Here is a 14,063-nt window from a genome sequence, read left to right as displayed (position 1 = left end):
CGCCAAAAGCGGGCGAAATGGTGTCGTCAACCATCAAGCGGCCGTAATTCGGCAATCACTGCAAAAATACTTCCAGGCTTGCGGATTTGACACAGGTCTCGTTTCCGGATCGGAGACAAAGGTCACCTTGGCAGCGACGCATGCATGCCGCGCCAAGATATGCCGACCGGACATCGAGGGGGAATTTGACTTTGAAATCAGCAGGATGGAGCCTCGCAAAGGGAGAACGCCGCGCCATTGTGGCAGCGCTCTGCTCCTTGCTTCTGGCCTCCTGCACTTCGGCTGGCGACCCGGCAATGTCGGTCGGAATGCCCGGCTACAATGCCACCGCATCGGACGTAAACGCGGCCTCCAGCGGCAAGGCGATCGCCGCCTCCGATTCGTCTGATGTCACGACGGAGCAGACGACCGTGATGACGGCAAGCGACACGGCGCTGCCTGAAAAGGTCGCCTATGTGCCTGTGTCCAAACCGGGAGCTGCCTTTCCGCTGACCATGCCGGCGGGCGCCGAAACCATCGTTGGAAACACGCCGCAGTCGCTGACGCAGCAGGCACAGACCGCGCAGCAGACCGATGCGGTCGCCCAGCAGATTGCCGCGGCCGACGGCGACGTGGCGGCGCCGAAGCCCGCTGCCGCTCCGGCCATGAACAACCCGGTCTATGTGACGGCTGGCGAGATGCCGCAGGCCGAAGCACCAAAGAAGAAAGGCTTCCTCGCCTCGATGTTTGGCGCAACGCCAGCCTCGGCGACACCAGCCCCCCTCATCAGCAACGCCCGGACGGGCGAGCAGCCCCCGGCGCAGGCAAAAGCGGCGCCAGCAGCGGCAAAACCGATCATCACGCTTGCCTCGGCCAATTCCACGGCCAAGCCGGTACAACTGGCTTCGCTCGGTGGCGATAGCGGTCACATCACCGGCAGCGATGCCCTGCCCGGCGTGCGCCAGACGGCCCTGTTCGAGATCAAGCGCAAGTCCGGCCTCGATGACGAAAGCGACGTCGACCTCAACGAGGATGAGGGGCCAGTGGGCGGCTCCTATCAGGTTGCGTCCGCCGCCGGCATGGCCCGGCTGGCGCCCAACGGGCTGCTCAAGCAGAACGAGAGCGTCGATGTGGCCTGCCTGAAACCGTCGCTGGTGCGCGTGCTGAAGACGATCGAAGGCCACTACGGCCGCAAGATGACGGTGACGTCAGGCTATCGCGACCCGGCCCGCAACCGGCGCGCCAACGGCGCCAAGAATTCGCTGCACATGTATTGCGCCGCCGCAGACATCCAGGTTCCCGGCGTTTCGAAATGGGAACTGGCGAGCTACATCAGAAGCATGCCCGGTCGCGGCGGTGTCGGCACATACTGCCACACAGAATCGGTTCACGTCGACGTCGGCCCCGAGCGCGACTGGAACTGGCGCTGCCGCCGGCGCAGCGGCGGTGACGGCTAGCAGCGCTATTTGACGGCCTACGCCTGTCAGCCGCCAAGGCCGTTCCGGCAATATCGTTCCAGCCTCCTGAACATTCGAGATAGGCCGAAGCGTCCCCAACTTCGTCATCCTCGGGCGGAGCAGGTGCACAGCTCCGTCGCGAAGATCCGTGGATGACGAAACGATGGGTGTCGCCGCTAATCATCAAAGCCTGCCAACCCTCGGCAAACCGTTGATTTGGCAGGCCTGGAAAAAAGTTGTCCAAGGTGGCACCTGACGGGTTGCCGGTTGCGCACAACGCCAGTATAAGCCGCTTCGTCTGAGCGCGCCCATCGTCTAGCGGTTAGGACACCGCCCTTTCACGGCGGTAACAGGGGTTCGATTCCCCTTGGGCGTACCAGAAAAATTTGTGTTTGGCGCAAACCTCCCTCCCAATGTCGGCAATTTCGCTTGGCTCTCTGCTGCTCTCTTCAACTGACGCGCAGTCTTCCGCGATCACACCATAGGCCAACGCGGCCACACGGGTCATAATCCTGCTACAAAGTGGTCGATTCCTAAGGGATGTAGCCGCTCCAAGAGCCCGCCGCAGGTCGCCCCCGTGGCGGGCTTTTTATTGCACGGTCGAGTTGGGCTTTCACGGCATTGCGACAACGGGGCGAAGCCCGGAGTGGCAAGTCCGTATTTATTTGCCTGGTTTGCGTGCGGGAGCCTACCTGAGAACGGGTCGCGCGCCGCTCAAGACGACCCTCTTCAGCGCTTCAACCGGCATCCGACAGTGCAAAGTCAAAAGCCTGTTATGATCCACGGATTGGAGTCGTATCCGAGACGCGGCTCTGCCTTTGCGCCGCTGTCTTCCGATTTGGCGGTTCCGGTGAAACCGCAGTCCAGATTTGCAACGGGCTTCTTGGCCGACGGTTTCGTGGAACACAAGGCGGCAGCGTCACTGACCGCCGCCTTCTTTTCCTTGGCAACAGCGACACCGGTCGCAGCGAAAACAACAGCCGCGCACAATACAGCCACTCTCATTGGAACCCCCACATTGCACCCGACAGATGGTCGGACATGACGTAACGTAATCTTAATATTAGCACTAACGAATATATTAGCTAGCCCCGCGCCATAAAAAGCAGGCCGAGTGCCAAGCTTGCGCCACGACCGCCAAACCGGTGCATTGGCAGAGCCCCAGCGCGCGAGGTTATCAGGCCACAGCCTAGCCGCTGCCAAGCAGCGGCACGGTAACGGTTGTCGCGTAGTTGATCGGGAAGGAACTGAAGTAGGGGAAGTCGATGACGAAGGCATAGGCGGCGGTCAGATGCGCCATGCGGAAGCCGCCGCTCACCGGGTCGATGGCGATCGTGACGTTCACGTCCTTGAACCCCAAGGCCTGCAATTTCTGCGTGGCGATCGATTGAATGTCGGCTTGGGTCAGCGTGTTCTTAAGCTGCAGCGAGCGCGCTGACGTCTCCAGCGTATAGCGAACACTGGAGACCGAGTGCATCGACCAGCCAAAGGCGAATATTCCGAACAGCAGCATGACAAGGAAGGGGGCGATCAGCGCGAACTCCAGCCCGGCCCCGCCCGATCGATCCCGCCGCAACGCGCTTACCCTAGCGGACACGGATCATCTCCTGGTGACCTATGACGGTGGGAGCGGCAAAGGCGCCGAAGGCAATTGGCGGCACCCAGGTGCCCGATGCCTGTATCTGGACATAGATCGACGGCACCTTCGGCCCACTGCACATGGTGGAAGCGTCGACCACGGTCGTCCCGCACATACGGATGTGGCTTAGCGTGACCTGGCCGTCTTCCGGCCGATTTTCCCAGCTCGCAATGGCAAGGGCCTGGGTCGCCGCATCATCGGTCGATCCGCTCATGACCAGGTTCGCGGCCGTCTTCACACCGGCGCGCATCGACAGTGAACTCGTTATGTAGGACCAGCCGTCCAGAATACCAAGCAGCACCAGGCACAGAATGGGCAGCACCATCGCGAACTCGACCGCCGCAACGCCCGAATCATCGCCAAGGATCGGCATCGACCGGCGCCCCACGGAGCTACTCGGACAGTGCCACGGACCGCGCGGCTGGAATGTTGGGCACTCCGAGGCTCGAGCAATCCTGATTGATGGTTGAGTTACCGGACCATTGAATCGTATCTGCGACGACCCTGGTGCAGCCGCCATTGCCCGAGAAGTTGCCAAGATAGCTCACTTGCTGCTTGGGGAAATAGATGGCCCCGGTCAAAAGCGAGTCCGCTGTGCCGTTGAATGTGCTGGATGCACTCATGCCGGTCCTGTCGCCGTAGAACAGAACGCCTGAGTAGGTGCCCGAAGTCGCCGCGCTGAGCTTCACGGACGCATTGCCATTCATGCTGACGGTCGAGCTGCCCGACATGAAGATGGTCACCCCGGCGCCGGTGATGGCCGCGTTGGCGTTTATCTTGAGATTGCCCTGGACGACATAAACGCCGGGCGAAAGCGTGACATTGCCCTTCAGGTTCATGCCGCTGCAATAGGTGCCTGGACCGAGCGTCGCCTTGTTGTCGTTCAGGCAAGGGGTCGCGGCCACCGGGGCCGGCAGGTCGACAAAGGGATCGCCGGCAGGCAGTGCCTGGGTGATCGGGGCCGCGCAGACGGTCGTGACGGGATTGCTGAGAGAGACACCGCCCGCCGATATCAGGCAATCGGCCTGCAGACCGGCCGCGCCCTGAAGCTTGATGGCGTCGGAGGCGATGGAATTGGACATGACCGAGCAGCCGGTGAGCTTAACGCTGGTGCTGCCGGAAAACAGCACCGCCTGCGACGCGGACGGATCGAGCGCGAGCATGCAAGCACTCGAGGCATCGGTAATGACGGCCACCGCCCTCGCCTGTTCGGGAACCTTGTCCTGTGTGAAGATCAGGGTGAACATCCGGTCGAGCTTCTGGCCGACGATCACCTCGACCGCTTTCTTCGCCGTATTCGGTCCGGACGCGGGCGGCGTATTGACGACGATCGTGCCCGAGCCCAGCCCGTTCGACGCCGCGGACTGGGTCGCGGCCGCGACGATCGTCGGCTTGTCGGAACCCGAAATCTGTTCGAGCGCTCCGGCATAGGCGGCTGCATCGGCCGTCGCCTGCAATCTCAGGCTGTTGTAGTACCAATAGGAGGTCTCGACGCCGAAGCCCGCAGCGCCGACAACGACCGGCAAGGTGAGGGCAAAAATGGTGGCGACATTTGCGCCCGTGCTCCGGCGCATGGCGTCCATTACAAGCCGAACACGGGTGAAGCTATTCAAGGCCATGGTTTAAATTAGAAAGCACGCATAAATGAACGAATGGCTAAAAAGTTCGGTGCATTTTTGAGCAGTGGTCCATTGGCTTCAAAAAAGAAGTGCTTCGCTGGCTGATCAACGCGCGAGCGCACTTCCTGGCAAGCGAGAAGGGCTAGGGCCAGCGGGAGGCGGCGAGAGAGCATCGATGTCCTAGAGCATCCGCCTGCGATAGGCAGCCATGGGTTCGCACCCGATCAGCGAACTTGCCGTCGAAGGCAGCAAACACCGATGTATTGCTGCTCGCACTATTGGAGAATGCAGTGGGAAGCCAAAGCTGTGCAGGATTTTCTTCAAGCGGAAAGAATCGGCATCGGCTCCGCAACCACCCCGGCCGACATCTCTCTTTGCACGGCTTGGAAAAACCTGCGCACTTCATCGCTGGCTGCTGTTCTGTCCCTGCCGGAGCCGACCACAAGATCGAGCAACTCCGACGCCTTGGCCCTCCAGAACGAGGTGGCGGTCTCGCCATGCAGGTTGCCGAGCTTGGCAGCAACCTCTCTGACCAAGAATACCTGACGGTCGATCGGGAATGCACGGATTTTTTCTGGGGACATCTTCGGAACCATGAGACTGACGCAACGAATCAACCATTGCCAACAAGCAATGGCGTAGCCGGGAAGGTGGAAACGGAAGCTTAACGGCGCTGACGTGGGTGCGGGGACGCAACGATACGCTCGCGACATCGCCTGTGCGTCAAACGCGCTTCATTGGTTGCAGTGGGGGGCAGGCGAAACGGCGGCGGCCCTTAGGCCTGGAGCGCCCTCGCCTCACCCCCGCGCTTGCGCGGCGTCATCATATCCCTGGCCATCAGTCCGCTGGCCCGGCAAAACGCCATGAACGCCCGGCAAGCATCCTCGGTCTTGACCACGTCTACCGTGGCCCCAAAGCAGGCGTTGAAGGCTTTCTGGTAGATCGGGCCCTGACGGCGCGCAGGCCAGTCCTGGAGAAAATCGAGCGCCTGTTCGACGCCGTAGATCTCCTCGACCGGCAGGCCGGGCGCGGGCGCTATGCGCACCGGCACCTCGAATTGCAGTCTGTCCATTTCCTGTCTCCCGAACTGGCGCCACCGCAGCAACGCCGTTCGTCGTCAAAAGTTGCTTTGACCGGCTTTTGGCCCAGAAATGTGTCGTCACTTGGGTCGCTGAACCGCCCATGCAAGGCGAATATCTCGAACTGTGCGGGTGCATCGGGCAGTTCTTCCTTGAACCTTTTGCCCTCAAGTGCCAAATCTGGGGAGATCTTCACGTCGGCTCTCCTGCAGGGCCCTACCCGCTACACGGACAAAATGGTCACCTATCTCGACGCTGCCACGGCCCCGCTCAGAAATACCGGCCAGATCCGCCTCTATGGCGAGGACGGCTTTGCCGGCATGCGCAAGGCATGCGATCTCACCGCGCGCTGCCTCGATGAGCTGGTGCCGATGGTCCAGCCCGGCGTCACCACCGAAGCAATAGACCGCTTCGTCTTCGAATTCGGCATGGACCACGGCGCGCTGCCGGCGACGCTCAACTATCGCGGCTACACGAAATCATCCTGCACCTCGATCAACCATGTCGTCTGCCATGGCATTCCCGACAACAAGCCGCTCAAGGATGGCGACATCGTCAACATCGACGTCACCTACATCCTCGACGGCTGGCACGGCGATTCTTCGCGCATGTACCCGGTCGGCACGATCAAGCGCGCCGCCGAGCGGCTGCTCGAAGTCACGCATGAATGCCTGATGCGCGGCATTGCGGCGGTCAGGCCGGGCGCCCGCACCGGCGCCATCGGCGCCGCCATCCAGACCTTTGCCGAAGGCGAGCGCTGCTCGGTGGTGCGCGACTTCTGCGGCCACGGCGTCGGCCAGTTGTTCCATGACGCGCCGAACATCCTGCATTACGGCAGCGCCAATGAAGGCGTCGAGATGCGGCCAGGCATGATCTTCACCATCGAGCCGATGATCAATCTGGGCAGGCCGCACGTGAAGGTTCTGTCGGATGGCTGGACCGCGGTAACGCGCGACCGCTCGCTGTCGGCGCAGTACGAGCACACGATCGGCGTGACCGACACAGGGTGCGAGATTTTCACGCTGTCGCCCAAAAAGCTCGATCGCCCCGGCCTGCCGGCTTAGAGCGCATCTTAGCCGGCGGGAGGCCGTCTATGCCGACTGCACATCCGCGGCATTCGGCAGGTCGATGGTAACGACCAGTCCGCTGGGCTGGTTGTCCTCCAATTCGATCCTGCCGCCGTGCCCCTGGACGATGTCGGCAACGATCGAGAGGCCCAGACCGAAGCCATGCTTCGACGCAATGCCGCGCGACGCATCTTCCTTGAAGAATGGTTCGAAAACACGGGCACGTGCCGTCATCGGAATACCCGGCCCGTCGTCCCCTACCGTGATGCGCGCCGCCGTGCCGGTCGCCGTCAAGGCGACCGTGACATTGCCAGCGAATTTGACCCCGTTGTCGCAAAGATTGGCGATCGCACGCGCCAATGCATTGGGCTTGCACCAGCCCAGAAGCCGGTCCGGCCCGGAATATGAGACAGGAAATCCGACATCGGAGAATTCGGCGCAGACGGTTTGCAGAACGCTGGCAATATCGGAGCGCTGCAGCTTCTCCGTCGAAACATCGTTGCGCAGGTAGGTAAGGGTCTCATCGATCAAGATTTCGATGTGCTGGACATCGGACAGGATTGCGGTTCGGATTGGGCCATCATCCATGCGCTCGGCGCGAAGCCGCAGCCGCGTCAAAGGCGTGCGCAGATCATGACTGACGCTGCGCAACATGCGCGTGCGGTTTTCGATCATCGTGCGGATACGCGTCCTCATCCTGTTCAGGGCGCGCGCCAACCCCACCATTTCAATGGAGCCGTGTTCGACGAAGAGCTGGTCGCCATTCTCGATCTCGGCCGAACCGACTGCCGCCGAGATGCGCTTCAACGGATCCGTCACGGCCCAAACCGCAAACAGCCAGATCAGCACGGGCAAGGCAATGAAAGCCATGAACCTGTAGAACGAGGCACGGACGAGGCCCGATGTCAGCCAGGAATCGGGCATGCCGAAATGGGCCAGGACGTCCTGCTGGTCGAGGTCGATGACAAACGCGTATCGGCCGCCGATCCTTATCCAGCGTCCCTCAACCGTCCCCCTGTCGATACGCAAAAGCCATTCGACACTTCGCCATTGCAGATAGGACTGGGGAATGCCGGTTATCCGGTCCTTGGGCAATATCTCGAAATCAAAGCCGGCCCGCTTTGCTGTCGCCAGAATTGCGCCACGCGCCTGCGCCGGCGTTTCTTGCAACAAGGCAGCAACAACGGCCGCACGCCCGGCGTTATCTTCCGCGGCGGGAAGATCGGCGTTCTCTATGAAACTCTCGACGACCGAACCGACGAACATGATCACGATCACCGCGATGAAAATGATTGCCACAAACTGCCCACGCACGGACTGTGGCAAGAAACGGCGGATGAAATCCCTCATGCTTCCTCCACCGTCGCGGTGAAGATGTAGCCACCCAACCGAACGGTCCTCAAAAGCACCGGATCGCGCGCATCCTTTTCGATCTTCCTGCGGATTCGACTGATATGGACATCGACGCTACGCTCGATCGGCCCCGCGAGCCCGGCATGGGTTACGCCCAGAAGTTCCTCACGAGAGAGAACCCGGCCTGCGTTGCGACAAAACGCAAGCAACAGGTCGAATTCATGCGTCGTGGTCGTCACCCGCGCATTGTTGGGGTCATGCAATTGCCGGCGTATGGGATCAAGGCGCCAGCCGTTGAAACGAAGTACCTTCGACCAGTCCCGCTCGTCGGGATCATAGGCTGTACGGCGCAGCAGCGCCCGTATCCTGGCCGTCAGTTCACGCGCGCTGAACGGTTTCGTCACATAGTCGTCCGCGCCGATTTTCAGCCCGAAGATGCGGTCGATTTCCTCGCCGAGCGCGGTCAGCATCAGGATCGGAATGTTGGTTGCGGCACGAAGGCGGCGGCAGATGTTGAGACCGTTTTCGCCCGGCAACATGACATCGAGCACGATGAGATCGAATTTCTGGGTGCGAAGCGCGGCATTCATCTGGACGCCGCTCTCGGCAATTTCCACAGTCATGCCGTTGTCGGTGAGCGTGTCGCCCAGCATGCGTGCGATCTCCAGATCGTCTTCGACAATGAGGATGCGCGAACCTTGCCTTGCCGACGTGGATTCGGCGCTCAAATCGCTTTGGTGCCGTTGCTGTGCCATTCCGGAGCTTGTCCAGCTTGCATTTGGTGCCTTGGGTAGGCGTCAGAACCGATATCCGACGAGAAGCATCCCTGAAGGCTGGATCTTTTCGACGACGACGGGGCTGTCGGCAGCGTCACCCAAGAGAACGCCGACCCCCGCTTCGCCGCGCACCATCCAGTTCTCGTCGAGCATATATGTGGCGGAAATCGAAAAATCGGCGCGCTTCAAACCGGCGCCGGCATCATAGCGCGCCAGCCCCGAGCGAGCCGATTGCTCGGGCGTGACACCAAAATAGGCCTGCATGTAATTTTCGTCGGCGAACACGGCGGACGCGCTGGCGCCGATCATCAACGATTGAGACAGAGGCCGGGTCACCTCGATCCCCACCCTGCCCTCCAGGCCATCGCTGCCGCCGATGGTCTTATCCAGCTGCGCGAATATTTCGGCCGGACCGAACTTCGCCGCTGCCTTCACGCCGACCGTCGCGCCCATGTCGACATCCCCCAAGCCGCGCAGATGGTCGGAGTCGTCTTCCTTGCGGCCCATCTCATAGCCAAGCCGCGCGCTGAAGGCGAACGGTCCTTGTTCATAAACGGCGATGTTGGCACCAGTCGGATCGATCGTCACCGTGTCGAGGAATGTCGCCGTGACGAAAGGCACCGGCATGATCTTGAACTCATTGCTGCCCTCGTATTTGGGGACGATGATGGCGCCGCCGCCGAGCACGACGTGCCAGTCGGACAGTTTCTGTTCGAAGCGCCCGAAACGGGAAGGCTCGGGCGGCAGGGTAAAATCGTCGGAATTCACCGCAATGGCGTCTGCCGCCAGCGCGCCGTCCGAATGGGCTGAAAGCAGGATTGCCATGACCGCAAGAGATGCCCGGCCGGCAAATAGTCCAGAGTCAATTTTGGCGAACATGCGTGCTCCAGTATAGCGAGGCAAAGAGCCTCCGATGGCGTCACCATGTCAGGTGAAAGTGGCCGCATGCGTTAAGTGATGTTAAGTTTTGTTGCGCAATCGTGGTTTCATCTTGCCGTATAGGGAGGCCCTAGGCTGACAGTGGGCTGCCACGATCTGCCGTGGATCGTCTCGCGATCGGAGAACGGAACTGTTTCAATCCAGGCCAGAACAGCTCTAAATGTCTGTGCCGGAGCAATGTGGGCGGGGTATGGGGAACACAAGCGACGATGACGAGCGGAGTTTCTTCTCCGAAGCGCCGATGCGGCCTGCTGCGAAAGCCAAGGCGACGCTCGACGAAAAGCCGCATTACCTCGGCCATCGCGACCGCTTGCGCGAGCGCTTTGCCCTGGCGGGTCCAGATGCCCTGCCCGATTACGAACTTCTGGAACTTCTGCTCTTTCGCCTGATCCCTCGTGCCGACACCAAACCGGCGGCCAAGGCGCTGCTGGCACGCTTCGGCACGCTGGCCGAAGTGCTTGGCGCCCCGGTGGGCCTGCTGCAGGAGGTCAAGGGCATCGGCCCTGCGGTGGCACTCGACCTGAAAATCCTCGCCGCAACGGCGCAGCGCATGGCACGCGGCGAGGTCCACGGCCGCGAGATCCTCTCGTCCTGGCAGCAGCTCCTCGACTATTGCCGCTCAGCAATGGCCTTCGAGGCGCGCGAGCAGTTCCGCATCCTGTTCCTCGACAAGAAGAACGCGCTGATCGCCGACGAGGTGCAGCAGACGGGTACTGTCGACCACACGCCTGTCTACCCGCGAGAAGTGATCAAGCGGGCGCTCGAACTCTCGGCGACTGCCATTATCCTGGTCCACAATCACCCGTCAGGCGACCCGACGCCATCGCGCGCCGACATCGAGATGACGAAGGAGATCATCGACGCGGGCAAGCGGCTGGGCATCGCGGTGCACGACCACATCATCATCGGGCGGAAGGGATATGCCAGCATGAAGGGCCTGCTGCTGATCTGAGGTGGCAGGGCCGGCGCCAACGCCGATCGACCCCGACCACACGATCCCAGAGAGCGGGGCGGGCGAAACCGGCCAGAACAAGCGACTGGCGGAATCAGGAGAGCATGATCATGGCGAAGACAAAAGTCCTTCTTGTCGGCGAAAGCTGGGTGAGTTCGGCGACCCACTACAAGGGGTTCGACCAGCGTCACCTTCCATCTCGGGGCAACGCCCCTGGTCGACGCCTTGAAGGACAGCGAATTCGATCTCGACTACATGCCCGCTCATGAGGCCGTCGAGAAGCTGCCTTTCACCATGGAAGGGCTGTCGCAATACAGGACGATCATCCTGTCCGACATTGGCGCAAACTCGCTGCTGCTTCATCCCGATGTCTGGCTGCACGGCAAGACAGTGCCGAACCGGCTCAAGCTCCTGCGCGACTGGACGCTGGCCGGCGGCGGCCTGATCATGATCGGCGGTTACTTCAGCTTCCAAGGCATTGACGGCAAGGCGCGCTGGCATCGCACGGCGGTCGAGGAGGCGCTGCCGGTGACCTGCCTTCCCAATGATGACCGGCTCGAAATTCCGGAGGGCTTTCGTCCCGAGATCACTGGTTCAAGAGACCATCCGCTTTTTGCCGGCATTGAGGGCGAATGGCCGCTGCTGCTCGGCGCCAACGAGGTCGTCGCCCGCGATCGCGACGATGTCGAGGTTCTGGCGCGGCTGCCGCAGGACCAGGGCGGCCATCCGCTGCTGGTCACCGGGCGTCACGGCGAAGGGCGCACGCTGGTCTGGACGTCGGACATCGGACCGCACTGGCTGCCGAACAGTTTTGTCGAATGGCCCGGCTATGCGCGGCTTTGGACCAACGTGCTCCGCTGGGTCAGCAACGCCGTTTGATGATGTCGCCCCAAAGTGCGTTTTTGAGGCGACGACATGTATGAGAACAAAGGTTTGAAGCCGATCAGCATCACCGGGAACGGCGAGCTCGGCCGTTGCCGCCTTCGCCTCATGGTCGTTCACGGCGGATCGGTGTTGCAGTTTCCGGCAACCTGGCTGACCGCTTCGCCGAACCCGGCGAGGTCGAAATCGGCCTCGCCGCGCCCCGCCAGCAGCCCGAACCGCCACGAAAGCTGGAGCCGGTTCGCGGCGACAAGGCGCCTGATGCCATCGGCGCCATCGCGCACCAGCATCCGGCCGCGCGGCCCGACCGACCAGCTTTCGTCGAACTTGCTCTCCTGATCGACCGTAATCGACATGGTGATCTTGCGGCTGGCCGAAACAGCGTCGTTCAGTTGCAGCCATTCAGTCCAATGCGGCTCGCCGTTTGCCCGGCAGGCAATCGTCAGGATCGGGCTGTAGCTCAAGGCACCGCCGCCGGTGATCAGCTTGTTGGTGGCGTAGAGCGAGGCCGTCACGAGGCCGTCTTCACTCGTGCCGAAGCGCCAGTTGTCAGGCACCGTGCCGGCCTGGGCAATGCCGCAGACCGAGATAAGGATCAGCGCGATTGCCGAAGCGTGTCCCAATTCGACGAACAGTCTCAACACGCCCTCCAACAACCAAGCGGCTTGCAATAGAAGCGCAGATAATGATCAAAGCTTGGTCGCCACAGGCCGTCGCTCGCGAAGCATGGCGGCTGTTGCAGTTTGGCAACGAAAAAGGCCGCCTCGAGGGCGGCCTTCCTGTTTCAGCGGAGCGCTGGTGTTATTCGGCGGCCTTCTTCTTCGGCGCGGCCTTCTTCTTGGGCTCTTCCGCGTCGTCGGCCGTCTTGGCGTCGGCCTTCTTGGCGGCGGCTTTCTTCGCCGGCTTCGCCTTGACGGCGGTCTCGTCCTCTTCGTCGTCGGCCATCAGCTCTTCCTTGCTGACCTTGACGTCGGTGACCGAAATCTGACCGAGCAGATGGTCGACCACCTTTTCCTCGAACATCGGCGCCCGCAGCGTGTTCAACGCTTCCGGGTTGTTGCGGTAGAATTCGAAGACTTCCTGCTGCTGGTTGCCCGGATAGCGCCGCACCTGTTCGAACAGGCCGCGCTGCAGCTCTTCGTCCGATACGGTCACGCCGGCCTTCTCGCCGATTTCAGCCAGCACCAGCCCGAGGCGCACGCGGCGCTCGGCAAGCCGCAGATACTCGGCGCGCGCCTCTTCTTCCGTCGTCTCTTCGTCGGCGAAGGTGCGTCCGGCTGCTTCCAGATCACGATTGACCTGCGCCCAGATGTTGTTGAACTCGGCGTCGACGAGCTTCGACGGCGCCTCGAACGAATAAGCCGCATCGAGCTGGTCGAGCAGCTGGCGCTTGACCTTCTGGCGCGTCATGGCGCCGAACTGGTTCTCGATCTGGCCGCGCACGACGTCGCGCAGGCGCTCCAGCGACTCCAGGCCGAGGTTCTTGGCGGTCTCGTCGTTGATTTCCAGCGCGCCGGGCTGGGACACTTCCTTGACGGTGACATCGAAGGTCGCTTCCTTGCCGGCCAGATGCGCCGCCTGGTAGTTTTCCGGGAAAGTCACGGTGACCTGCTTTTCGTCACCGGCCTTGGCGCCGACAAGCTGATCCTCGAAGCCGGGGATGAATTCCTTCGAGCCTAGCACCAGCGGCTGATCGGTGCCGGCGCCGCCATTGAAGGCCTCGCCGTCGATCTTGCCGACATAGTCGATGGTGACACGGTCGCCATTGGCGGCCTTGCCGGTCTTCGGCTCGTAGCTGCGCGCCGATTCGGCAACGCGCTGGACCTGCTCGTCGATCTCGGCATCAGGCACGTCGAACACCTGGCGCGTCACCTTGATGTCGGAAAAGTCCTTGATCTCGATCGCCGGGATGATCTCGTAGTTGAGGCGGAATTCGAAGTCGGCGCCGCCGGCCAGGATCTTCTCGGCTTCCTTCTCGTCCTCGGTCATGATGACTTCGGGCTGCATGGCTGCCTTTTCACCACGCCCGGTAATGATCGAACGGGTCGAATCGTTGAGGATTTCGTTGACCACTTCGGCCATGAACGACTTGCCATAGACCTTGCGCAGGTGCTGCACCGGCACCTTGCCTGGACGGAAGCCGTTGATGCGGACCTTGTTGCGGGCATCCGAAAGCCGCGCCATCAGCTTGGCTTCCATGTCACCGGCCGGCACGGTGATCTTGATCTCTCGCTTGAGACCGGAGTTGAGCGTTTCGGTGACCTGCATCGTAAAACCTTTGTTTTCACCAATGAGACTGCCACGGCCTCTGCCGTTCACAG

General features: G+C 61.7%; 13 protein-coding genes, 1 tRNA gene and 1 pseudogene. 5 read left to right on the top strand and 10 right to left on the bottom strand.

Features of this window, described 5'->3' with window-relative positions; translation table 11 throughout:
• The first annotated feature begins 185 nt into the window (after positions 1 to 185).
• Entirely contained in the window at positions 186 to 1,436 is a 1,251-nt protein-coding gene (locus P3C39_RS28260) for a YcbK family protein (RefSeq protein WP_275954604.1), read from the top strand.
• Positions 1,437 to 1,740: 304 nt separating this feature from the next.
• Positions 1,741 to 1,815, top strand: a tRNA-Glu gene (locus tag P3C39_RS28255).
• A gap of 810 nt (positions 1,816 to 2,625) precedes the next feature.
• Here the strand turns inward: P3C39_RS28255 and P3C39_RS28250 are convergent.
• From P3C39_RS28250 to P3C39_RS28230, 5 genes are all read right to left on the bottom strand, one after another.
• Positions 2,626 to 3,033 (bottom strand): TadE/TadG family type IV pilus assembly protein, encoded by a 408-nt coding sequence (locus tag P3C39_RS28250; RefSeq protein WP_013531997.1) that lies wholly within the window; start codon positions 3,031 to 3,033, stop codon positions 2,626 to 2,628.
• On the bottom strand, positions 3,023 to 3,448 hold the full coding sequence (locus P3C39_RS28245; RefSeq protein WP_064995340.1) for a TadE/TadG family type IV pilus assembly protein: 426 nt from the start codon (positions 3,446 to 3,448) through the stop codon (positions 3,023 to 3,025). The genes P3C39_RS28250 and P3C39_RS28245 overlap by 11 nt, the downstream gene beginning before the upstream one ends.
• Before the next feature lie 19 nt (positions 3,449 to 3,467).
• Positions 3,468 to 4,694, bottom strand: a complete 1,227-nt coding sequence (locus tag P3C39_RS28240; RefSeq protein ID WP_064995341.1) for a pilus assembly protein TadG-related protein — start codon at positions 4,692 to 4,694, stop codon at positions 3,468 to 3,470.
• A gap of 320 nt (positions 4,695 to 5,014) precedes the next feature.
• Complete coding sequence (locus P3C39_RS28235) at positions 5,015 to 5,278, bottom strand: DUF6074 family protein (protein ID WP_013532000.1); 264 nt, start codon at positions 5,276 to 5,278, stop codon at positions 5,015 to 5,017.
• Between the two features lie 191 nt (positions 5,279 to 5,469).
• Positions 5,470 to 5,766, bottom strand: coding sequence for a DUF982 domain-containing protein (locus P3C39_RS28230; protein ID WP_013532001.1), 297 nt, complete (start codon positions 5,764 to 5,766; stop codon positions 5,470 to 5,472).
• Positions 5,767 to 6,009: 243 nt separating this feature from the next.
• Here P3C39_RS28230 and map point away from each other — a divergent pair, with 243 nt between their 5' ends.
• Positions 6,010 to 6,837 (top strand): type I methionyl aminopeptidase, encoded by an 828-nt coding sequence (map, locus tag P3C39_RS28225; protein ID WP_013532002.1) that lies wholly within the window; start codon positions 6,010 to 6,012, stop codon positions 6,835 to 6,837.
• Positions 6,838 to 6,864: 27 nt separating this feature from the next.
• Here the strand turns inward: map and P3C39_RS28220 are convergent, their stop codons facing one another.
• From P3C39_RS28220 to P3C39_RS28210, 3 genes are read right to left on the bottom strand one after another with little or no spacing between them, the layout of a single operon-like run.
• Positions 6,865 to 8,190, bottom strand: coding sequence for a HAMP domain-containing sensor histidine kinase (locus P3C39_RS28220; RefSeq protein ID WP_275954605.1), 1,326 nt, complete (start codon positions 8,188 to 8,190; stop codon positions 6,865 to 6,867).
• On the bottom strand, positions 8,187 to 8,948 hold the full coding sequence (locus P3C39_RS28215) for a response regulator transcription factor (protein WP_275954606.1): 762 nt from the start codon (positions 8,946 to 8,948) through the stop codon (positions 8,187 to 8,189). The genes P3C39_RS28220 and P3C39_RS28215 overlap by 4 nt, the downstream gene beginning before the upstream one ends.
• A 42-nt stretch (positions 8,949 to 8,990) precedes the next feature.
• Entirely contained in the window at positions 8,991 to 9,848 is an 858-nt protein-coding gene (locus tag P3C39_RS28210; RefSeq protein ID WP_013532005.1) for a MipA/OmpV family protein, read from the bottom strand.
• A 250-nt stretch (positions 9,849 to 10,098) separates the two neighbouring features.
• Between P3C39_RS28210 and radC the strand changes: the two genes are divergently transcribed.
• Positions 10,099 to 10,860 (top strand): DNA repair protein RadC, encoded by a 762-nt coding sequence (radC, locus tag P3C39_RS28205; RefSeq protein WP_013532006.1) that lies wholly within the window; start codon positions 10,099 to 10,101, stop codon positions 10,858 to 10,860.
• A gap of 110 nt (positions 10,861 to 10,970) precedes the next feature.
• Positions 10,971 to 11,739 (top strand): annotated as a pseudogene (locus P3C39_RS28200) (glutamine amidotransferase).
• A 119-nt stretch (positions 11,740 to 11,858) separates the two neighbouring features.
• On the opposite strand, the gene P3C39_RS28195 reads toward P3C39_RS28200, so the two are convergent.
• A complete protein-coding gene (locus P3C39_RS28195) occupies positions 11,859 to 12,386 on the bottom strand; it encodes a hypothetical protein (RefSeq protein ID WP_244506953.1) in 528 nt (175 codons plus the stop codon).
• A 157-nt stretch (positions 12,387 to 12,543) separates the two neighbouring features.
• Complete coding sequence (gene tig / locus P3C39_RS28190; protein ID WP_013532009.1) at positions 12,544 to 14,010, bottom strand: trigger factor; 1,467 nt, start codon at positions 14,008 to 14,010, stop codon at positions 12,544 to 12,546.
• Between the last annotated feature and the right edge of the window lie 53 nt (positions 14,011 to 14,063).

Source organism: Mesorhizobium sp. XAP4, from assembly GCF_029269325.1.
GTDB lineage: Bacteria > Pseudomonadota > Alphaproteobacteria > Rhizobiales > Rhizobiaceae > Mesorhizobium > Mesorhizobium ciceri.
Note: the sequence above shows the minus strand (reverse complement) of the source record. Positions and strands in the feature narration are given on the sequence as shown.